General features: G+C 61.6%; 20 protein-coding genes. 13 read left to right on the top strand and 7 right to left on the bottom strand.

All coding sequences use genetic code 11. The annotated features are described in order from the left end of the window. Positions 1–60 precede the first annotated feature (60 nt). Entirely contained in the window at positions 61–2,721 is a 2,661-nt protein-coding gene (gene uvrB / locus JWP26_RS21475) for an excinuclease ABC subunit UvrB (protein WP_367184194.1), read from the top strand. Between the two features lie 169 nt (positions 2,722–2,890). Here the strand turns inward: uvrB and JWP26_RS21470 are convergent, their stop codons facing one another. Continuing rightward, on the bottom strand, positions 2,891–3,265 hold the full coding sequence (locus JWP26_RS21470; protein WP_299732825.1) for an endonuclease domain-containing protein: 375 nt from the start codon (positions 3,263–3,265) through the stop codon (positions 2,891–2,893). A gap of 318 nt (positions 3,266–3,583) precedes the next feature. Between JWP26_RS21470 and JWP26_RS21465 the strand changes: the two genes are divergently transcribed. The 7 genes from JWP26_RS21465 to JWP26_RS21435 all read left to right on the top strand — a co-directional run bounded on the left by JWP26_RS21465 (position 3,584) and on the right by JWP26_RS21435 (position 8,377). Next, the gene (locus JWP26_RS21465) at positions 3,584–4,045 is read left to right on the top strand and encodes a hypothetical protein (protein WP_299732822.1); all 462 of its coding nucleotides are present in this window, start codon (positions 3,584–3,586) and stop codon (positions 4,043–4,045) included. Beyond that, entirely contained in the window at positions 4,042–4,629 is a 588-nt protein-coding gene (locus JWP26_RS21460) for an ImmA/IrrE family metallo-endopeptidase (RefSeq protein WP_299732820.1), read from the top strand. Before JWP26_RS21465 ends, JWP26_RS21460 begins: the two co-directional genes overlap by 4 nt. Next, entirely contained in the window at positions 4,619–5,815 is a 1,197-nt protein-coding gene (locus JWP26_RS21455; protein ID WP_299732818.1) for a hypothetical protein, read from the top strand. The genes JWP26_RS21460 and JWP26_RS21455 overlap by 11 nt, the downstream gene beginning before the upstream one ends. Positions 5,816–6,006: 191 nt before the next feature. Then, positions 6,007–6,366 carry a hypothetical protein gene (locus JWP26_RS21450; RefSeq protein WP_299732816.1) on the top strand — a complete coding sequence of 120 codons (360 nt, stop codon included), beginning with the start codon at positions 6,007–6,009 and terminating at the stop codon, positions 6,364–6,366. A gap of 369 nt (positions 6,367–6,735) precedes the next feature. Then, on the top strand, positions 6,736–7,239 hold the full coding sequence (locus tag JWP26_RS21445) for an SH3 domain-containing protein (protein WP_299732813.1): 504 nt from the start codon (positions 6,736–6,738) through the stop codon (positions 7,237–7,239). 102 nt (positions 7,240–7,341) lie between these two features. Beyond that, positions 7,342–7,737, top strand: coding sequence for an SH3 domain-containing protein (locus JWP26_RS21440; RefSeq protein ID WP_299732810.1), 396 nt, complete (start codon positions 7,342–7,344; stop codon positions 7,735–7,737). 130 nt (positions 7,738–7,867) lie between these two features. Further along, complete coding sequence (locus JWP26_RS21435) at positions 7,868–8,377, top strand: pyridoxamine 5'-phosphate oxidase family protein (protein WP_299732807.1); 510 nt, start codon at positions 7,868–7,870, stop codon at positions 8,375–8,377. Here JWP26_RS21435 and hemH read toward each other — a convergent pair. The 3 genes from hemH to JWP26_RS21420 all read right to left on the bottom strand — a co-directional run bounded on the left by hemH (position 8,372) and on the right by JWP26_RS21420 (position 12,114). After that, the gene (gene hemH / locus JWP26_RS21430) at positions 8,372–9,397 is read right to left on the bottom strand and encodes a ferrochelatase (RefSeq protein WP_299732804.1); all 1,026 of its coding nucleotides are present in this window, start codon (positions 9,395–9,397) and stop codon (positions 8,372–8,374) included. The genes JWP26_RS21435 and hemH overlap by 6 nt on opposite strands. An 86-nt stretch (positions 9,398–9,483) precedes the next feature. Further along, positions 9,484–11,148: a DUF1007 family protein gene (locus JWP26_RS21425; protein WP_299732801.1), complete on the bottom strand. Its 1,665-nt coding sequence runs from the start codon at positions 11,146–11,148 to the stop codon at positions 9,484–9,486. Positions 11,149–11,214: 66 nt separating this feature from the next. Continuing rightward, a complete protein-coding gene (locus tag JWP26_RS21420) occupies positions 11,215–12,114 on the bottom strand; it encodes a LysR family transcriptional regulator (protein WP_299732798.1) in 900 nt (299 codons plus the stop codon). Between the two features lie 233 nt (positions 12,115–12,347). Between JWP26_RS21420 and JWP26_RS21415 the strand changes: the two genes are divergently transcribed. Together JWP26_RS21415 and JWP26_RS21410 are read left to right on the top strand one after the other, a co-directional pair. After that, positions 12,348–12,716 carry a hypothetical protein gene (locus JWP26_RS21415; RefSeq protein ID WP_299732795.1) on the top strand — a complete coding sequence of 123 codons (369 nt, stop codon included), beginning with the start codon at positions 12,348–12,350 and terminating at the stop codon, positions 12,714–12,716. Positions 12,717–12,816: 100 nt separating this feature from the next. Beyond that, on the top strand, positions 12,817–13,296 hold the full coding sequence (locus tag JWP26_RS21410) for an SH3 domain-containing protein (RefSeq protein WP_299732792.1): 480 nt from the start codon (positions 12,817–12,819) through the stop codon (positions 13,294–13,296). Between the two features lie 40 nt (positions 13,297–13,336). Here JWP26_RS21410 and JWP26_RS21405 read toward each other — a convergent pair whose 3' ends face one another. Further along, positions 13,337–13,777, bottom strand: coding sequence for a hypothetical protein (locus JWP26_RS21405; protein ID WP_299732789.1), 441 nt, complete (start codon positions 13,775–13,777; stop codon positions 13,337–13,339). Positions 13,778–13,905: 128 nt separating this feature from the next. Here JWP26_RS21405 and JWP26_RS21400 point away from each other — a divergent pair, with 128 nt between their 5' ends. Continuing rightward, on the top strand, positions 13,906–14,580 hold the full coding sequence (locus JWP26_RS21400) for a pyridoxamine 5'-phosphate oxidase family protein (RefSeq protein WP_367184192.1): 675 nt from the start codon (positions 13,906–13,908) through the stop codon (positions 14,578–14,580). Between the two features lie 39 nt (positions 14,581–14,619). On the opposite strand, the gene JWP26_RS21395 is transcribed toward JWP26_RS21400, so the two are convergent. Both JWP26_RS21395 and JWP26_RS21390 read right to left on the bottom strand, forming a co-directional pair. Then, complete coding sequence (locus JWP26_RS21395) at positions 14,620–15,543, bottom strand: DMT family transporter (protein WP_299732786.1); 924 nt, start codon at positions 15,541–15,543, stop codon at positions 14,620–14,622. Between the two features lie 73 nt (positions 15,544–15,616). Then, on the bottom strand, positions 15,617–15,952 hold the full coding sequence (locus JWP26_RS21390; RefSeq protein WP_299732783.1) for a hypothetical protein: 336 nt from the start codon (positions 15,950–15,952) through the stop codon (positions 15,617–15,619). Positions 15,953–16,170: 218 nt separating this feature from the next. Here JWP26_RS21390 and JWP26_RS21385 point away from each other — a divergent pair, with 218 nt between their 5' ends. Both JWP26_RS21385 and uvrC read left to right on the top strand, forming a co-directional pair. Further along, positions 16,171–16,953 (top strand): SDR family oxidoreductase, encoded by a 783-nt coding sequence (locus tag JWP26_RS21385; RefSeq protein ID WP_299732780.1) that lies wholly within the window; start codon positions 16,171–16,173, stop codon positions 16,951–16,953. Next, positions 16,950–18,827, top strand: a complete 1,878-nt coding sequence (gene uvrC, locus JWP26_RS21380; protein WP_299732777.1) for an excinuclease ABC subunit UvrC — start codon at positions 16,950–16,952, stop codon at positions 18,825–18,827. The genes JWP26_RS21385 and uvrC overlap by 4 nt, the downstream gene beginning before the upstream one ends. Positions 18,828–18,861 lie beyond the last annotated feature (34 nt).

Below are 18,861 nucleotides of genomic sequence, written 5' to 3'. Positions count from 1 at the left end.
ACATTGCATTCCGACGCAACGTTCCCCATCTTATCGATCTCCCAAGTACCACGGTGTCCCATGGCCTCCGACAAATCTGCCCGCCCGGGCAAAGCCGAGTTCTCCATCGAGGAGTTCTTCAGCGAGATCGAAAAAGCCGAGGACATTGCGGCCAATAAGCCCCTCTACGCCGAGCGCATGCGCAACAAATCCCGCATGGACTGGGAAAAGATCGAGGCTGCCCGCAAGGTTGAGGCCGACGCCGCCGCTGCCGCCAAGGAGGCTCTCAAGGCCGAAAAGGCTGCGCAGCGCAAGCTGACCGCGCTGGAAAAGCGCCGCACCACCAAGTCCAGCCACGATAACGCCACCGGCATGGCCCCGAAAACCGGCAAGACCAAGATCAACTCCGTCGATCGCATCGACTTCGACGGCATGGGCGAAAGCCCCCAAGCCGGCTTCGGCCACATGCCCTCGCCCGAGGCAATGAGCGCCCGCGACATCTCCCGCGCCGCCGCCAAGGATCCCGAAACCATCGGCAAACTGCGGGACGCCCTCTCCAGCGCCCGCTCGAAATCCGGCTCCAGCCGCACCGTCGAGGACGCCCAGACCGTCGGCGTCACCGCCACCGTCAAGGCCCTCGAACAGATCATCCTGCATGGCCGCAAGGAAGTCGAAGGCTCCTCCCCCTGGATGCCGCATCGCCCCACCCGCCCGGTCCGTACCGCCTCCGTGCCCTTCCGCATGGTCACCCCCTACACCCCCGCCGGCGACCAGCCGACCGCCATTGCCGAGCTGGTGGAAGGCGTCAACAATGGCGAAACCGACCAGGTCCTGCTCGGCGTGACCGGCAGTGGCAAAACCTTCACCGCCGCCCAGGTCATCGCCCGCACCAACCGCCCCGCGCTCATCCTCGCGCCCAACAAAACCCTCGCCGCCCAGCTCTATGGCGAGTTCAAGTCCTTCTTCCCCGATAACGCCGTCGAATACTTCGTCTCCTACTACGATTACTATCAGCCCGAGGCCTACGTTCCTCGCACCGATACCTACATCGAAAAAGAATCCACCATCAACGAGCAGATCGACCGCATGCGCCACTCGGCCACGCGCTCGATCCTGGAACGCGACGACGTCATCATCGTCTCCTCGGTCTCCTGCATCTACGGCATCGGCTCGGTCGAGGACTACACCGCCATGACCGTCGATCTGGGCAAGGGCCAAAAAATCGACCAGCGCGAGCTGCTCGCCAAGCTCGTCGCCCTGCAATACAAGCGCGGCGATACCGGCTTCGTCCGCGGCACTTTTCGCGTCCGCGGCGATACCATCGAAATCTTCCCCGCCCACTATGAAGCCGCCGCCTGGCGCGTCAGCCTGTTCGGCAACGAGATCGAGTCCATCGCCGAATTCGATCCCCTCACCGGCAAGAAATCCGCCGATCTCACCTTCATCCGCGTCTACGCCAATTCCCATCACGTGACGCCCCGCGCCACCATGAACCAGGCCATCAAGCTGATCCGCGCCGAACTCGCCGCGCGCCTGCAGGAGCTCAACGGCGCCGGCCGCTTCCTCGAGGCCCAGCGCCTCGAACAGCGCACCCTGTTCGATCTGGAAATGATGGAAGCCACCGGCTCCTGCGCCGGCATCGAGAACTATTCCCGCTACTTCTCCGGCCGCCGCCCCGGCGAGCCGCCACCGACGCTGTTCGAATATCTCCCCGATAACGCCCTGGTCTTCGTCGACGAAAGCCACGTCACCATCGGCCAGCTCGGCGCCATGTATCGCGGCGACTTGCGCCGCAAGGCGACCCTGGCCGAATACGGCTTCCGCCTGCCCTCCTGCATGGACAATCGCCCGCTCCGCTTCGAGGAGTGGAACGCCATGCGGCCGCAATCGGTCTATGTCTCGGCCACCCCCGGCAAATGGGAGATGGACCAGACCGATGGCGTCTTCGCCGAACAGGTCATCCGCCCCACCGGGCTGATCGATCCCCCGGTCGAAATCCGCCCCGCCAAGGCCCAGGTCGATGACGTGGTCGACGAAATCCGCGAAACCAACAAGAAGGGCTACCGCACCCTCCTCACCGTCCTCACCAAGAAAATGGCCGAGGACCTGACCGAATACCTGCACGAACAGGGCATTCGCGTGCGCTATATGCACAGCGACGTCGACACCATCGAGCGCATCGAAATCATCCGCGACTTGCGCTTGGGCGGCTTCGACGTCCTCGTCGGCATCAACCTCCTCCGCGAAGGCCTCGACATCCCCGAATGCGGCCTCGTGGCCATCCTCGATGCCGACAAGGAAGGGTTCCTGCGCTCCGAAACCTCCCTGATCCAAACCATCGGCCGCGCCGCCCGCAACGTCGACGGCAAGGTGATCCTCTACGCCGATCGCGTCACCGGCTCCATGGAACGCGCCCTCGCCGAAACCAACCGCCGCCGCGACAAGCAGACTGCCTACAACACCGAACACGGCATCACCCCCGCCTCGGTCCGCTCCAACATCCACGACATCGTCGACAGCGTCTACGAACGCGACCACGTCACCATCTCGATTGGCAAAGGCAAGGACGGCAAGGAACAGGTCCAGGTCGGCGCCAACCTCGCCGCCGTCATCAAGGACATGGAAGCCCAGATGCGCGAAGCGGCCACTAACCTCGAGTTCGAAAAGGCCGCAAGGCTGCGCGACGAGGTGAAGCGGCTAAGGGAGATGGAACTGGATACGCTGTCGGGCGAGGTGAACTAACCCTCCCCCAACCCCGATGGAATTCCTCCCCCTTCCAGGGGGAGGTTAGGTGGGGGCCTTCCCTCCACCGCGTTCTCGGCCACCCCCACCCAGCCTCCCCCTTACCAAGGGGGAGGAGCAGAAAGCCTTGCCGCAACCTCTATCGATTCCTCCCCCTCCCAGGGGGAGGCTAGGTGGGGGTCTCTCGCCCATCCCGCCCATCCGGCTCCCCCAAAATCCCCCTCAACACCTCAAACACCCCCTCCGCATTCCCCATCACATCATCATTGCTAAACCGAACCACCCGATACCCCAGCCCCTCCAAAAACGCCGTCCGCCCTTCGTCCCGCGCGATGCCCTCGCCCGAATAATGGCTATCCCCATCAATCTCGATCACCAGCTTTTCGCGCTTGCAGACGAAGTCCACCACGAACGGCCCAATCGGCGCCTGCCGCCTGAAATGCCATCCATTGACACGCCACGAATGCAGCACCGCCCAACAGCGCTGCTCCGCCCCTGTCTGATTGCGCCTGAGCCGCCGCGCGAAGCTGACCCGATCTTCCATACCGCCTGCAGCTTAGCACCACCACGGCCCAACGCGAGCGCCGAACACCCCACCCCGATCCCTCCTCCCCCAGGGGAGGGCCAGGTAGTTGCCGCTTAAGTCAGCAACGGCCTTGTTCACTGGAAAAGCGTCACTGATCGAGATCTGGGATTGCGTCGGGCCCTAGCGTGATTATCTATAAACAAAGGGGGAGATGTTGCGTCATGGAACGTTGTGCCAAAAATCACAGAGGCGGAAATGCAAAAAACTGTGTGAGGGACATCATTGCCTAATCTTAGCGCGAGGCTTCACCCGACTAGGTCCATTGTAATACCCTTCTTGGCCGGCGCCGCCGGTGCATTCGCCGCGATGCTATTTGTCGGGCTTTTAATTTATTGGCTAACCGACTTCCAGTTTCTCCATCAGGATGCGTGTGGCACCTATAACGGCAGTACGTTTTGTGTGCTTGACGACCGCTGGGATACGGAGACGTACCTCTCTACTATCTCATCGTTCTATGGGACAATTATCACCGTTCTAGTAGGATTACTTGCGTTTGTAGCCGCCTTTGCTTTCTTTGCTGTTCGCGCTTCGGCTCTCAGCCACGCCGAAGAAAAAGTTAGCGAGGAGGTCCATCGTTATTTCACGGATAGCAAGGTCGGCGATGAGCGGATTCGAACAATTTTGGACGAACTTTCGAAGGTGAGGAACCAGTCAATCGCGAACAGGGTGGATGTTATCGAGACGCAACTTTCTGAACAGGGCCTCCTGACTTTGTCCGACCTTGAGGTTCAGGAATGAAGAAGCGTCCCAACCGGCCCATGGATCCTATGCTTATAGAGCAGGGTGAGCCTCTATCCGCACCATCGATCGTCCAGCAAAGTGCTTCGGCATTAGACACGCCCGAGCGAATTATCGCATTTTGCAGGAGCGCGGGGCTCATAAACGGAGTGGAAACGGATATCGAGGCGCTTATTAGATTAACCCCTAATCTAGAGTTGTCATACGCCGATATTTCTCCAAACGACGCCTACATAGAAAAAGTCGATGATGGGAAATATAAGATCGTCATTAATTCTGGACACCCCCGTACTCGTCAAAGATTTTCTATGGCGCACGAGTACGTACATTTTCAGATGCATCGATCAGAAATCGAGAAAATGCCCAAGGGTGAGATGATAATGCACCGAAACGATGAGCGTAATCGCATTGAATACCAAGCCAATCGATACGCAGGTATCATCCTGATGCCAGAAGACAGTTTTAGAGCGGTGTCACTGGCAGAGCATGGCAAAGTAGAGGCCATCGCGTCAAAATTCGGCGTGTCCTCACTTTCAGTTAGGTTCAGAGCGCGGGACTTGGGGATTGCTGGGCATGGACTCTGATTACGTCCTCATGCTCAAAACTGCCCAGTCAGAGCTGCGCGCCTGGAAGAACCTTCCAAAGTCCGTTAAGGACCACATTCTTCCCGTTGTCGAGCTAAGTCGCGGCCGAAAAGCAAGTCGCGATGACGACTTGGACGGACCCAGCCTAAGAAATTTGCCAGGCGCATATGCCTTTCGAAGGAGCGCGACCAACACATTTGAAACGCTAAAAGATCAAGGGACTATAATTCTTGACGTGACTAGGGAGGACTCGCTTTCTTGCCACGAGCTTGATGCCCTTTCCGATTCTACTGACGGTTATCAGGCTTGGCGAGATTTCGTCGCGTCGTCTGCAAAAGTTGTGAATTCTATTATTCCAACAATTATCATAAACCCGAAGGATACAGACACCCCTCAGCAATATTCACAGGATCTGTTCGCTCAGATAGACGCACTATTTCAGTCATATCCTGGAGTGGCGTATAGAGCTTCCGTACTAGAAGATTCAGATTTTCTCTATGATATTTCATTATTACGAGACAGAATAAATATAAATATCGACAACGGGAAAAAATTTATACTGATAATGGATCACGAATTTATCAGGCCAAGTACTGGAACGATACACGCCGTTAGAACGTCTGGGCTCGTTAATAGAGCATTCGACTTGATTCCGGGCGCCAATGTCGTGATCATGGCTACTTCATTTCCTAAAAGCATTGAAGACATCGGCAATTCCGAGCATGATACTTTTCCTATTGAGGAGAGGTATCTGTTTGAACAGGTTAAGAATAACACAAAATCTGAAAACTACAAAGTCACCTATGGAGACTACGGGTCAATAAATCCGCAACGTAATGATATGATAACTACTGGATGGCGACCAAGAATCGACTTTCCAACCCCAAATAGGAGAACATTTTATTACCGCGAAAAGAGAAATATGATCGGCCGAGACACAATTACCAACAAGCCGATATATGACGACTATTCCTCTCACTACAAATCAGTTGCTAATAAGGTAATTTTGGATCCACAATTCGCTGCTCTCCCTAACTCATGGGGCTGCGACCAGATCATGTTGGCGGCGAATTCCATCGTGCCTGGAAAAAACCCGTCCTTTTGGATTTCTGTGAGGATGGAGATCCATGTCCAGCAGATGGTTCGCACACTCAACAATGTCGGCTCTGATGTAATTACAACATAGCGAACGCCGCCATTCCGGCGCAGACAGGAACCATTCAGAGATCGCGGCACGGCCGCCCGGTCGCCGCAACGCCCTCCACCGCGCCCCACCCCACGCCCAACGCCCTCCGGGCCGATGGCCCTCGCCCCAAAAACTTCTCCCCGCCCACCTTACCCGCGCCTATCCTCCTCCGCCCCTGCGGAGAAAAACCCATGCTCGACCACGACAAGCGCGCCGCCTATCCGTTGGTGATCCGCTACCTGACCCTGATCGAGCGCTTTGAGCCGGCGCTGCGCGATCTGGGCGTTCGCGCCCGCGCGCATCCCAAAGAACCCGCGCCGCCGGTGCTGGTCGCGCTGGTGGCCCACCTCATCGCCCAAACCTACCGCATCGTCTCGCGCGAACCCTTCGGCCGCCGCCTCGCCCGCCTGAAGCCCGATGCCACGCTCAGCTTTGCCGAACTCCTGCTGCGGCTGGAGGAGGCCGATGCCGCCCTCTGCGCCTTCAAGAGCCTCTACTTCCGGACCTCCGAGTTCGGGAAAGGCGAGTGGTGGACCTTCGGCGACGACTGAGAGACTGTTTGCAAATTCGCTCTGGTGAGTCAGATGCGGTGGTTTTCGAGAACCGGAGCGCAGCGTACCTTTGGGTACGTGAGCACCGGAAGCGCAGAAAGCCGCTGCAGATGGCCGCCAGAGTAGAATTTCCAAACAGTCTCTGATCTGTCCATCTTGTCCCCGTACCAAAATCCCATGCGATGATGCTCCCGTTCCCGCCACACACGCGGCGCCGACGAAGCGCCGGGCGGGAAGACGGTGGAGTCGGGGTCGCCCGGCTCATGCATGGACGCTGACAACCGGTCCGGCCCGCTGCGGTCCGCCTTCGGAGCCTAAAACTCCCGGGGCGCTGCACTGGATAGCCAGCCCCAAAAGGGTGGCCGCTCGATGCGCATGCAGCAAAAACCGATCGTGGTGAGCGGCTTTCGTCTCACTCTAAAAATTACCCAGAGGCGAAAGCCGCTCACCGCCGTGTTCCCCGCAGGCTCGCGCCGTGCGGCGCTTGCGCATGTCGCCATCAATTCGCCGCGGGCGCGCCGCATCCTGGCGCCCTTCGGAGAAACGAGCATCATGCGCGCCGCCCTCATCCTTGCCATCGCCCTCATCGCCACGCCGGCTCTGGCGCAGCCCACCGCGCGCGTCAGCGGCGGCACTATCCAGGTGCGCAGCGGCCCCGGCACCGGCTATTCCAGCATCGGTGTGCTGCCCAATGGCACCGAGGTGACGCTGGACCGCTGCACCCGCACGGGCGCCTGGTGCCTCGTCACCAATACCGGCTGGGTCCGCGCCAGCTACCTGGTCGGGCAGGCCGCCAAGGTCAACGCCACCCCGCCCGATCTGCTGTTCGAGGACCCGCTCGGGTTCGGCCGTCACCGGCGCTTTCCATTCTGAACGCAGATGAACGGTGCGCTCAGGCACGGTTCAATCGCCATCCCTCAGAACTGTGTCCAAGGCAGACGACTGCCACAACCAGACACACAGAGGGATTTCCCCATGAACAAGTTCACCACCGCCCTGCTCGCCGCCGCCGTCCTCGTCGCTTCCGCCTCCGCCGCCATGGCGTCGCCTGGCGTCGTCACCGGCAATGCCAATGTCCGCGCCGGCGCTGGCACCGGCTACCCGGTCATCTCGTCGGTCCAGTATGGCCAGCCAGTCGATATCGAATATTGCGCCGGCAACTGGTGCCACGTCTCCAAGCCCGGCCGCGACGGCTGGGTCTCCGCCAGCTACCTCGCCACCGATAACGGCTGGGGCAACCATCGCCGCCACACTGGCTGGGGCAACAATGGCGGCTGGGGCAATAACCACGGCGGCTGGAACACCCACAACACCGTCGGCATCAACACCTGCGTCTCCGGCCAGAACGCCTCGTTCTGCCTCGGCTTCTGATTCGGCCCGACGCATCCAGCACCCCCGCCCAGGCGGGGGTGTTTTGTTTTGGATCACCCCGGCGCGAAAAATATCGCCCGCAACCTCATCGCCGCCCGCCCGTTCGCCTCCCACAACCAAGGAGGCTCACATGGCCAAGGAACATCCCAACGACAGCGACCTGACCCCCGACGAAGTCGAAGACCGTATCTGGGAGCTGGCGAAAAAGATCGACATCTGCATGTTCACCACTTGGGACGGCGAAAACCAGCGCAGCCGCCCGCTCTCCGCCCGCGTCTACCGCGACGAACACGCCATCTATTTCCTGGTCGATATCGAAGGCCACAAGAACGGCGAGATCGAGCGTTTCCCCACCGTCTCGCTCGCTTGGGTCGATAGTGGCGGCCACAAATACGTCGTCATCGCCGGCAAAGCCAAAATCAGCAACGACCGTGCCAAGATCAAGGATTTGTGGACCGATTTCGACAAGGCCTGGTGGGAGAACGAGAATGATCCCTCCATTCGCCTCCTGACCGTCACCCCCAACGATGGCGAACTCTGGGACAGCCCCAATCAGCTCGTCGCGAGCGCCAAAATGCTCGTCGCCGCTGTCACCGGCAAAGCCCCCGATTTCGGCGACAACGCCAAAATCAAGCTATAGCCAGCCTGAAAGCTCCCGGCGGACCATGGACTCGATCATGTCCATGCCGCCGGGACTATCATTGAGACACGGAATATAGGCGAATTGCTCGCCACCCGCATGCATGAACGTCTCGCGCCCCTGCATGGCAATTTCCTCCAGCGTCTCGATACAGTCCGCCGAAAACGCCGGCGCCAGGATTGCGATCTTCTTTATCCCCCGCCCCGGCAGCGCCGCTAAAGTCACGTCCGTATACGGCTCAAGCCATTTGGCCCGGCCGAACCGGGATTGAAACGTGACCATGAGCCTGTCCCTGTCCCAGCCCAAATGCTCGCGCACCAGCCGCGTCGTCTTGAGGCACTGGCAGTGGTAGGGGTCGCCGCGCTCCAGATATTCCACCGGCATGCCGTGATAGCTGGTCACCACCAGGTCCGGCACAAAATCCAGCTTCGCCACGCCCTCTTGGATCGACCGCGCCAGCGTCTCGACATATTTCGGATCGTCGAAATAGGCCGGCGCCGTGCGCACGGCCGGCTGCCAGCGCATCTTGCCCAGCACTTCGAAGGCCTTGTCATTGGCGGTCGCCGTCGTCGTTGCCGAATATTGCGGATAGAGCGGCACCAGCAGGATCTTCTGGCAACCCGCCTGCTGCATTGCTTTCAGCCGCGCCTCGGTCGAGGGATTGCCATAGCGCATGGCGAAATCGACAATCACATTGTCCTCGCCTGCAAACCGCTGCGCCAGGCTTTCGGTCTGCTGGCGCGTGATCACACGCAGCGGGCTCTCGTTTTTCTCCTTGTCCCAGATCTGCGCATAGGCGTGGCCGCTCTTTTGCGGGCGGAACGACAGGATGATCAGGTTGAGAATTGGCCACCACAGCCAGCGTGGCGTCTCGATGACCCGCTGGTCGCTGAGGAATTCCTTGAGATAGCGCCGCACGCTCCAATAGTCCGTCGCCTCGGGCGTACCGAGATTGAGCAGCAAAACGCCGATCTTGGGCTTGGCCACGGGCGGGTGATTGGCAGGCAAATGATCGGACATGGAGCGCCGCAGTCTGGAAAGGTTCTAGGAATTTGGCCGCACCATAGCCGCTCCCGCCCCAATCGCAAGGCGGCGATGGGTCGCGCTTACAAGCTCGCGATGACCAACAGCACCCCAAACGCCAGCACCCCAAAGGCCCCCAGCAGTTCCGCCCACCACACCAGTGCGCCCATGAACGGATTGTCCACGCCCCCGATCCGCTGCGCCAAGCCCTTGGCGGTGACCGCGATGGTGGCCAGCACTGCTACGGTGATCGCCGTGCCGGCACCCATCAGGAACACCGCCAGGATGCCGGCGGGCAGCAGACCCTGCGACAGCGCGAAGGCCAAAACCACCAGTGCCCCTGAACAGGGCCGCAGCCCAACGGCGAGGACAACGCCGATCTGCTCGCGCCAACTGCCGGTCGCCGCACTGGGCGGCACGATATGCATGTGGTCGTGATGCTCATGCTCGGCCTCAGCCGCATGATGGTGGTGATGCTCATGGTCATGATGATCGTGATCATGCGCGCCGTGGTGGTCGTGATGATGGTGCTCGTGCTCACCATGCAGATGGCCGCGCGCCTTGGCCGCCATGTCGTCGGGGGCATGATGATGATGCCCATGGCCCAGATTGAACAGCTTGCGCACCACCAGCCACAGCCCAAGCAGCGCCACCATGCTGTAGGAGATGATACCGATCCAGTTGGCCGCGACGTCCATCGCCATGCTGGTCATGCCCAGAATGCTCGCAGCGATCAGCACGAACGCCACCGCGACCGCCGATTGGATCATCGCCGAAATCACGCTCAGTGTGATGCCGCGCCGCATCTGCGTTTCGTTGGCCAGCACATAGGACGAAATCACCACCTTGCCGTGCCCCGGCCCGGCAGCGTGAATGATGCCATAGAGAAAGCTCAACCCACCCAGCAGCCAGAACGCGGTCCAGTCGGTCTTGAGCGAAGCCAAAGCCTGGTTCATCGCCTGGTAGAATTCGCGCTGCTGCGTCTGCAGCCAAACCGTGAAGCCGTTATGCGGCAGGTTCAATCCAGGTTCCTTCGGAGGGCCGCCGAATGGCAGAGAGGGCGAATGCGCCGGGGCCTGGGCCACCTGGTTGACTGCATCCAGCGCCGAAACCGGCGCGGGGGCAGCCACGCCGTTGCAGGTAATGACGATCATGCCCTGCGTGCCGCGCATCGCGGCGGCGAGGTCCGGCGGCAATTCCATCACGTCCGGCCCCAGCGAGAACAGACGGTCCTGCAATGCCTGGTCCATCTCCTTGGGCGGCTCGAGTGTCACCCCACAGCCGGGCGGCGCATTCTCCAGCGTCACGTCGCGGGCATCCGCAAAGGTGATGGCCACATAGTAATCCGGGTCATAAACCCCCAACTCGAACCGGTTGGCCATTGGCTGCGGATTGGTCACCGTCAGCCCATAGGTGAGCGTCGTGCGGCCGTTCTCATAAACAAAGCGCTGGTCGCCGTCGGCGGTGAATTTCAGCGGATTATCTTGCGTGCCCGCATAGGTATAAAAGCCGTATTCCGTCAGGCCCTTGAGATTGTCGTCCGCCAGCGGCTGCAATTCTTCGGGGCTGGTTTCGCGGTCGCCATTGGTATCAAGCCCCTGCACCACCCACGACGAAAATGCCTCGTCGAAGGTCCAGTTGTGCTTGAGACCCACAACGGCTCCGGCATCGTTGAACACCACCGTGACCTTGGCATCGATGAAAATGTGCGGATGCGCCGCGGCGGGCAGCACGAGAACCAAAGCCATGACGCAAAGCGCCATAAACCACGCCGCTGCCCGGCGTCCAAACTGCACAACCGCCAATTGCTACCCCTAGCTGATCGGGTGCGTGGCGAACCAGTCGACCAGATGATCGATCAGTGCGCGGACCTTGCCGGCGAGATGCCGGCGGTGCGGATAAACCGCCTGCAGCGTCTGCCCGGTGGGCACAAATTCGGTCAAGACCGGCACGAGTTCACCCGACGCCACTTTCGGATCAGCCAGGTAGGATGGCAATGCGGCAAAGCCAAGGCCCATGATGGCCGCCTGCCGGGCCGCCAGGGGAGAATTGACCCGCACCGGTCCGGTGACCGGCACCGATACGGTCTTGCCGTCCTCGAAGAACCGCCAATTCGCCTGGCCCTGCAGGTTGGTATCGACGATACACGGAAGATTGCGCAAATCTTCAGGATGCTTGGGCACGCCATGCACCTCGAGCAGCGATGGCGCTGCGCCGATGAACAGGTGCATGTCGGCGATCTTGCGCGCGATCAGCGAACTGTCGGCCATGGTCGAAATCCGCAGCGCCACGTCGATCCCCTCATCGACCAGATCGACATAGCGATCCTCCAGCCGCAGATCGAGCGTCACCTTGGGATATTTAGCCAGATAGGCGAAAATCGCGGGCGCCAGCGTATCTTCGCCGAAATTGCGCGGCGCCGAGACCCGCAGCAGCCCGCGCGGCTCCGAGGTCTGGTCGGTAATGGTGGCGTCCAGATCGTCCAATTGCTGCAGCAGCGAGCTGGATTCGCGATAATAGGCCTCGCCCGCCTCGGTCAGGCTCAGCTTGCGTGTGGTCCGGTTCATCAACCTCACGCCGAGATAGTCTTCGAGATCGGTGACATATTTGCTGAGTAGCGCCTTGGAGCGGCCATGCTGGCGCGCCGCCGCCGAAAAGCCGCCCGAGTCAAAGACTTGCACGAAGGCGCGGATGCGCGCGAGGTCTTGGGTCATTGCCCGGTACTCCGGCCTGTCGGCGATTGCGGTGCCAATCTGGCACTCCGTTTCGGCATCCACCGACGCATAACTCATCTGCGTCCTGTGAACAATAACGGGGCTTGGTCGTGCCACGATTAACGATAGACTGGATGGCAGATCGACGCATGCCTGGAGTTCAGACTATTTTCCCGCCTATGTCTCGACCCTCATCCCGATCATCGCTTTACCGGCTCATCGAGGCCGGCCAATTGGCGCATCAGGCCCTCCTGGTGCCCCTGCGCGAGCGCGGATTGGAGCCGGGCGATGACGCCGTGCTGTTTGAGCTGGCCCGTTCTGGCACCACCGAGACGGCGCTCGCCGCGCAACTGGGCCTGCCGCAGGACGCACTCGATGCCCGGCTCGCACGCCTGATCGGCCGCGAACTGGTCGGCCGCCAGGCTGTCGGCCCCGAGCTGGCGCCCGGTCTGGCCCTCACCGAACGCGGCGTGCGCATCCGCAACGCCCTGGCCGATCACTGGACCCAGCTCGAAGAAGCGCTGATGGGCGAGCTCAAGCCCAAGCACCGCAAGAAATTCGCCGGCACCCTCAAACGTTTCGTCGAGCTGCTGCGTTTATAGCTCGAGCCAAGATGACCGAGCCATTCAGGTTCGGTTCAGGCAAGACGCCGTTATGTAGGGCCACGGGCGATGAACGCCCCCTGAGTAAGGAGTTCAGAACATGGCTTTGAACAGGAAAATACTTGCTGCCGGGCTTGCCGCTTTGGCACTGCTGGGCACCAGCATTGCCGCCTCTGCGGCTCCCGCCTTCGTCACCGGCAACGTCAATGTGCGCTCCGGTCCCGGCACCGGCTATTATGCCATCGACACCATTCGCCGCGGCGAACAGGTAGATGTGCAATATTGCCAGGGCAGCTGGTGCTTTGTCGAAAAGCGCGGTCCCGACGGCTGGGTTTCTGCCAGCTATCTCGATCGCGGCCGCCCCAACCGTCCGGGTCGCCCCGATTGGGGCAATAACGGTCCCGGCTGGGGCAATGGTCCCGGCTGGGGTAACGGCCCAGGTCGCCCCGACTGGGGCAATAACGGCCCAGGCTGGGGCAACGGTCCGGGTTGGGGCAATGGCCCCCATCGTCCCCGTCCGCGTGACAACGGCAGCGTTTGCTTCAACGGGCCTGACGGCTACGTCTGCCTCGGCAACTAACTAGAATTAAGCGCCGCCCTTCGGGGCGGCGCTCTTCATTTCATTCGACCTTGATGCGCTCGATATCGATGCCCTGCTTTTCCAGCGGCGCCCGCATTTGTCGGGATAAAAATTCGTTGAGCCCATAGATGGCCACCGCCGCGACAACCGCCGCAATGGCAAAACCGCGAATACCGTCCTGCGTCGCCGCCACAATGGCCGCGAAAGTGCCCACCCCCGCCACACCCAGCAGCACCCACGCCTTGCGCTCGCCGGCAATGCGCAGATTGCGCGCGCCCATATGCAGCAGATCGCGCAATTCGCTGTCGCTCATCGACACCAAAGCGCGGTTGCTGCGCTCGCGCCTGATCGTTTCGATATAGGCATCGACCCGCCGCAAGGTCAGCGATTCCCGCTCATCGGTGCGCTTGCCGCGCGTAAACAGCGTCCAGCCGCCGCCAACCAGCAATAACACCAGCGCCAGTTCAATCAGCCAGGCCATTTTCCACGCTCCCACGATCCATGCCGATGACATGCCCCTCAACGGCGCGCAGTTCAAGACCAAGGCTACGCAACCGTGCAGCGCCCTGCCTCGTTGTGCTGCCGAGAAACGCGAAAAGGATTGTGACCATGGCCAGCACGGCTGCGAACACCGAGACCAAATCCACCAAGCCCGCTCCGCGCACGGCAAGCGCCAAGCCGGCAGCGACCAAGGCCGCGCCCGCCAAAAAACCGGCGGCCAAGCGGGCAGCGCCGGCAAAGGCTCCAGCCAGCACTGCCAAGCCGGCGGCTCGCGCTAAACCCAAGGACACCGGCAAGAATCTCAAGCATCACGGCGAACACGTCGATCGCATCTGGGAACTCGCCAAGCGCATCGGCGTCTGCATGTTCGTCACCTGGGACGGCGAGCGCCAGCGCAGCCGGCCGTTGCAGGCCAATGTCGACCGCGACGAACACGCCATCTATTTCCTGATCGACGCCGATGGCCATAAGGACGACGAGGTGCGGAATTTCCCCATCGTCACCCTCGCTTTCGCCGATATTCCACATTCCAAATATGTGTCGATCACCGGCAAGGGCACCGTCGAAAATGACCGCGCCAAGGTCAAGGAACTCTGGTCGCCCTTCGCTCAGGCCTGGTGGGACAATGCCGATGATCCGGGCATCCGCGTCATCAAGGTCGAACCCCAGGATGCCGAACTCTGGGACAGCCCCGGTCGCGTCGTCACGGCAATCTCCATGCTTGCCGCCGCCGTGACCCGCCGGTCCCCTAAAATCGGCGAGAACGCCAAGGTCAAGCTCTGACCAATTGCATTCCGTGGGGCGGCCAGGCCGCCTCACCTCCTAGGCATCGCGCCCGGCGACAACCTCATTGACCACCTTCACGCGGTTGATCCGCTCCCGCGCCATCACCACCAGCCCCGCCGCAACGATGACCGCCGCGCCCAGCAGCGACACTCCGTCGATCAGATGCCCAAACACCGTCGCGCTCAGCACGATTGCCCAAGGCAGCGAGAAATAGTTGAACGGCTGCAACACACTAGCCGGTGCCATCGACAGTGCGACCGTCATCAGCCCATGCCCCGCACATGTCGTGCCCATCACCACCACCACCATGGCTACGGTAGGCCAATCCATCGGCTGCCAGAAGAACACCCCCACCACGCTCGACAGCACCAGCCCGACAGCACCCGCATAGGCCATGCTCGTGGGTGCCGAATCCACGGCGCTGACCTTGCGGGTGATGACGATATACAGCGCATAGAGCGTTGAGGACGCCACGGCGAACCCGACGCCCCAGTCCAGGGGCAACCCGCCGGGCCGCACGATCACCATCGCTCCGGCAAACCCGACCACGACGGCAACGAGCCGGAACACGCCGACCTTCTCACCCAGGATCGGAATGGCAAATAGCGTCACCAGAAGCGGATAGATCAGGCTGATCGATTGCAACTCCGCCAGCGGCACGCTGCGCAACGCCAGTGCGAACAGCCAGATATCGGCCATCAGCAGCACGCCCCGAAAAATCTGCCACCAAGGCGCCTTCGATGCGAATGCCTGTCGCAGCGGGGCCTGCCGCATCACCAGCACCAGCGAAAACAGAGCCAGGCCCCAATAGCGCATCATGGTGATCTGGAACGGGGAGTAGTCCTGCACCAGCATTTTGGAGACCGCGTCCTGCACGCCGAAAACGCCGATGGTGATCAGGGTCAGGATAATGGCGCGAGCGACATTGTCGCCACGGGTCGCGGCTATGGGAGTGGTCATGAATAATGCTGGCTATGAGGAAAACGGCGCCCCGGGCCGAACCGGCCGGGACGCCAATGCAATAGAACGAAAATCAGGCTTTCGCCATGCTCGACTTGATGGCGCCGACGATGGCCGTCAGGATGCCGCCGCCAACGAGGCCGGTCACGGCCTGCCCCGCCAGGGCGCCGCCATTCAGCCCGCCAGCCGCAGCCGTGGTACCGTCCGCCGCCGCAGCGCTGGCCATACCGACCAGCCCATCGAGGCCCGGAATCTTGGTCGCGAGCCAGGTAGCCGCGAGGCCCCCTATGGCGCCGGCGATCGAATTGCCGACTGGCCCGAGATTGAGCGACTTGATCACCTGCGCGATGACGTTGCCGCCGGCCCCGCCAGCGATCAACTGCACCAGAAGTGGTACGATAGCTTCCATCTCAACATTCTCCCCAAATGTCCCGCGCGACCCCCCGTCGGCGGTAACAACATGGTGAGGCTACGCCTGATTCTAGTCCAACAAAAGGACAGCGCCACTGCCTGAATTGCGCTACTGACAGCCCTTGTCCAGGCTGTGGCGTTCCCTCTCTGCGCACAGCGTTGATGCGTGCAGCCAAAGCAGCTTATGGTCCGCTGCCTGTTCCAACCTGATCGACCATGACGAATCAAACCGAGCCATCGCCAAGCCACTCAGTCGCCCTTGTCACCGGCGCCAGCGACCGCATTGGCGCAGCCATCGCCACGCGCCTGGCCAGCGCCGGTCACGCCGTGATCATCCACTACCGCTCCGACGCCGAGGGCGCGCGCGCGGTGCGCTCCAAAATCGTCAAGGCCGGCGGCAGGGCCGCAATCGTCAAATCCGATCTCGCTAAGCGCAGCCAGCGCGCCGGCCTGATGGAGCGCGCGGCCAAGCCGTTCGGCGCGCTCACGGTTCTGGTCAACAACGCCTCGGTGTTCGACCCCGACAGTGCCCGCGACCTCGACGAAGCCCTATGGGACCAGCACTTCGCCGTCCACGCCGAGGCTCCGATCTTCCTCGCCCGCGACTTCGCCGCCCAGCTCCCCACAGGCGCCCAGGGCAACATCGTCAACATCATCGACGAGCGCGTGCTGCATCTGTCGCCCGCTTATTTCAGCTACACGCTGTCCAAGTCAGTGCTGTGGACCGCCACGCGCACGCTTGCCCAGTCACTGGCTCCCAATATCCGCGTCAACGCCATCGGCCCCGGCCCTGTCCTGCCCCATTCCCGGCAGGATCAAGCCGCGTTCGACAAGCACGTCGCCACCCTGCCTCTGCAGTGCCATGCCGGCCCCGACGAGATCGCCACCGGCGTCATGATGTTGCTGCAAATGCCGTCGATGACCGGCCAGATGCTGGCGCTCGACGGCGGCCAGCACCTCGACTATGCGGCACGCCGCGGACCGACCCCACGATCATGACCGACACACCACCGCCCAGCGGCCACGAGGTCATCAAAGCCCTCGTTCGCACCCTGCCCACCTCGCCCGGCGTCTATCGGATGATCGATGCCACCGGCGAGGTCATGTATGTGGGCAAGGCGCGGAACCTCAAGGCGCGCGTCACCAATTACACGCGCCCCGAAGCGCTCGAACTCCGCCTGCAACGCATGATCGCCGCCACGGTGACCATGGAATTTGTGCGCACGGAAACCGAGTCCGAAGCGCTGCTGCTCGAAGCCAATCTGATCAAGCGCCTCAAGCCGCGCTTCAACGTGCTGCTGCGCGACGACAAGAGCTTCCCCTACATCCTGATCGCCACCGATCACCCCGCTCCCGAACTGCTCAAGCACCGCGGCACCCGGCGTCGCCCCGGCCACTATTTCGGCCCCTTTGCGTCAGTCACCGCCGTCAACCGCACCATTGCCAGCCTGCAAAAGGCCTTCCTGCTGCGCAATTGCTCGGATAGCTTCTTTTCCGCTCGCACCCGCCCCTGCCTGCAGCACCAGATCAAGCGCTGCTCGGCCCCCTGCACCGGTGAGATCTCCACCGAGGGCTACGCCGAACTGGTGAACGAAGCCCGGGAATTCCTCAGCGGCCGATCGCAAGGCGTGCGCGACCACATGCAGAAGGACATGAACGAGGCCGCCGAACAGCTCGACTTCGAGCGCGCCGCCCTGTTGCGCGATCGCCTCGGTGCCCTCGCCCTGATCCAGTCCCAGGGCGACGCCACCGCTAAGTCGGTGGAAGAGGCCGACGTCTTCGCCATCCACCACGAAGGCGGCCAGTTCTGCGTTCAGGTGTTCTTCTTCCGCGCCTTCCAGAACTGGGGCAACTACGCCTATCGCCCGCGCGCCGACTCCTCGCTCAGCGACGCCGAAGTGCTCGAAGCCTTTATCGGCCAGTTCTACGAAAGCCGCACGCCACCGCGCTTGGTGCTGATCAGCCACGAATTGTCCGAACACGACCTCATGGAAGAGGCCCTGACCTCGCGCGCCGACCGCCGCGTCTATGTGGAAGTCCCCAAACGCGGCGAAAAGCGCGACCTGGTCAATCACGCCCTCAACAACGCCCGCGAAGCCCTCGGTCGCCAATTGGCCGAAGGTGCCACTAACCGTACCCTGCTCGAAGGCGTTGCCGAATGCTTCGGGCTGGATGAACCGCCCCGCCGCATCGAAATTTACGATAACTCGCACATTTCGGGCACCAATGCCGTCGGCGCCATGGTGGTCGCGGGCGAAGAAGGTTTTTCCAAAAAGCACTACCGCACCTTCAACATCAAATCCGATATTTCCGCCGGCGACGATTTTGGCATGATGCGCGAAGTGCTGACCCGCCGCTTCACCCGGCTCGCCAATGAAAACGACGAAGAGGCCGCCGAAGACGAAGGCGGTGGCATGCCCGAATGGCCAGATGTCGTCTTCATCGACGGCGGCGCCGGCCAAATGAGTGCCGTGCGCGGCGTCATCGCCGAAATGAACCTGCAAAAGGAAGTCACCTTCATCGGCATAGCCAAGGGTGAGGAGCGCGACGCCGGCCGCGAAAAATTCTTCATGGAAGGCCGCGAAGCCTTCATGCTGCCCCATCGCGACCCGGTGCTCTATTACGTCCAGCGCCTACGCGACGAAGCCCACCGCTTCGCCATCGGCACCCACCGCGCCAAGCGCAAGAAGGACGCCGTTGCCAATCCGCTCGATGAAATCGAAGGCATCGGCCCCACCCGCAAGCGCGCCTTGCTCAACCATTTCGGCTCCGCCAAAGCCACGGGGCGAGCATCGCTGCAGGACCTCGCCGCCGTCCCCGGCATCTCCGACGCCATGGCGCAATTGATCTACGATCACTTCAACAAGGGCTGATGTCGAAACCGATCGCGCTCGCTCGTCGCGATGA

The sequence above is a fragment of the Devosia sp. genome (genome assembly GCF_028290435.1).
Lineage (GTDB): Bacteria > Pseudomonadota > Alphaproteobacteria > Rhizobiales > Devosiaceae > Devosia.
The sequence above is the reverse complement of the archived record's forward strand: the minus strand, read 5'-3'. Positions and strand labels throughout refer to the sequence as shown.

What these genes read in the sequence shown, in the direction of transcription:
- JWP26_RS21450 (WP_299732816.1), top strand. Translation starts at nt 6,007, where the DNA reads ATGCTCGACCACGACAAGCGCGCCGCCTATCCGTTGGTGATCCGCTAC.
- JWP26_RS21410 (WP_299732792.1), top strand. Translation starts at nt 12,817, where the DNA reads ATGGCTTTGAACAGGAAAATACTTGCTGCCGGGCTTGCCGCTTTGGCA.
- JWP26_RS21405 (WP_299732789.1), bottom strand. Translation starts at nt 13,777, where the DNA reads ATGGCCTGGCTGATTGAACTGGCGCTGGTGTTATTGCTGGTTGGCGGC.
- JWP26_RS21440 (WP_299732810.1), top strand. Translation starts at nt 7,342, where the DNA reads ATGAACAAGTTCACCACCGCCCTGCTCGCCGCCGCCGTCCTCGTCGCT.
- uvrB (WP_367184194.1), top strand. Translation starts at nt 61, where the DNA reads ATGGCCTCCGACAAATCTGCCCGCCCGGGCAAAGCCGAGTTCTCCATC.
- JWP26_RS21395 (WP_299732786.1), bottom strand. Translation starts at nt 15,543, where the DNA reads ATGACCACTCCCATAGCCGCGACCCGTGGCGACAATGTCGCTCGCGCC.
- JWP26_RS21470 (WP_299732825.1), bottom strand. Translation starts at nt 3,265, where the DNA reads ATGGAAGATCGGGTCAGCTTCGCGCGGCGGCTCAGGCGCAATCAGACA.
- JWP26_RS21435 (WP_299732807.1), top strand. Translation starts at nt 7,868, where the DNA reads ATGGCCAAGGAACATCCCAACGACAGCGACCTGACCCCCGACGAAGTC.
- JWP26_RS21460 (WP_299732820.1), top strand. Translation starts at nt 4,042, where the DNA reads ATGAAGAAGCGTCCCAACCGGCCCATGGATCCTATGCTTATAGAGCAG.
- JWP26_RS21420 (WP_299732798.1), bottom strand. Translation starts at nt 12,114, where the DNA reads ATGACCCAAGACCTCGCGCGCATCCGCGCCTTCGTGCAAGTCTTTGAC.
- JWP26_RS21455 (WP_299732818.1), top strand. Translation starts at nt 4,619, where the DNA reads ATGGACTCTGATTACGTCCTCATGCTCAAAACTGCCCAGTCAGAGCTG.
- JWP26_RS21400 (WP_367184192.1), top strand. Translation starts at nt 13,906, where the DNA reads ATGGCCAGCACGGCTGCGAACACCGAGACCAAATCCACCAAGCCCGCT.
- JWP26_RS21445 (WP_299732813.1), top strand. Translation starts at nt 6,736, where the DNA reads ATGCGCATGCAGCAAAAACCGATCGTGGTGAGCGGCTTTCGTCTCACT.
- JWP26_RS21425 (WP_299732801.1), bottom strand. Translation starts at nt 11,148, where the DNA reads ATGGCTTTGGTTCTCGTGCTGCCCGCCGCGGCGCATCCGCACATTTTC.
- JWP26_RS21385 (WP_299732780.1), top strand. Translation starts at nt 16,171, where the DNA reads ATGACGAATCAAACCGAGCCATCGCCAAGCCACTCAGTCGCCCTTGTC.
- JWP26_RS21390 (WP_299732783.1), bottom strand. Translation starts at nt 15,952, where the DNA reads ATGGAAGCTATCGTACCACTTCTGGTGCAGTTGATCGCTGGCGGGGCC.
- hemH (WP_299732804.1), bottom strand. Translation starts at nt 9,397, where the DNA reads ATGTCCGATCATTTGCCTGCCAATCACCCGCCCGTGGCCAAGCCCAAG.
- uvrC (WP_299732777.1), top strand. Translation starts at nt 16,950, where the DNA reads ATGACCGACACACCACCGCCCAGCGGCCACGAGGTCATCAAAGCCCTC.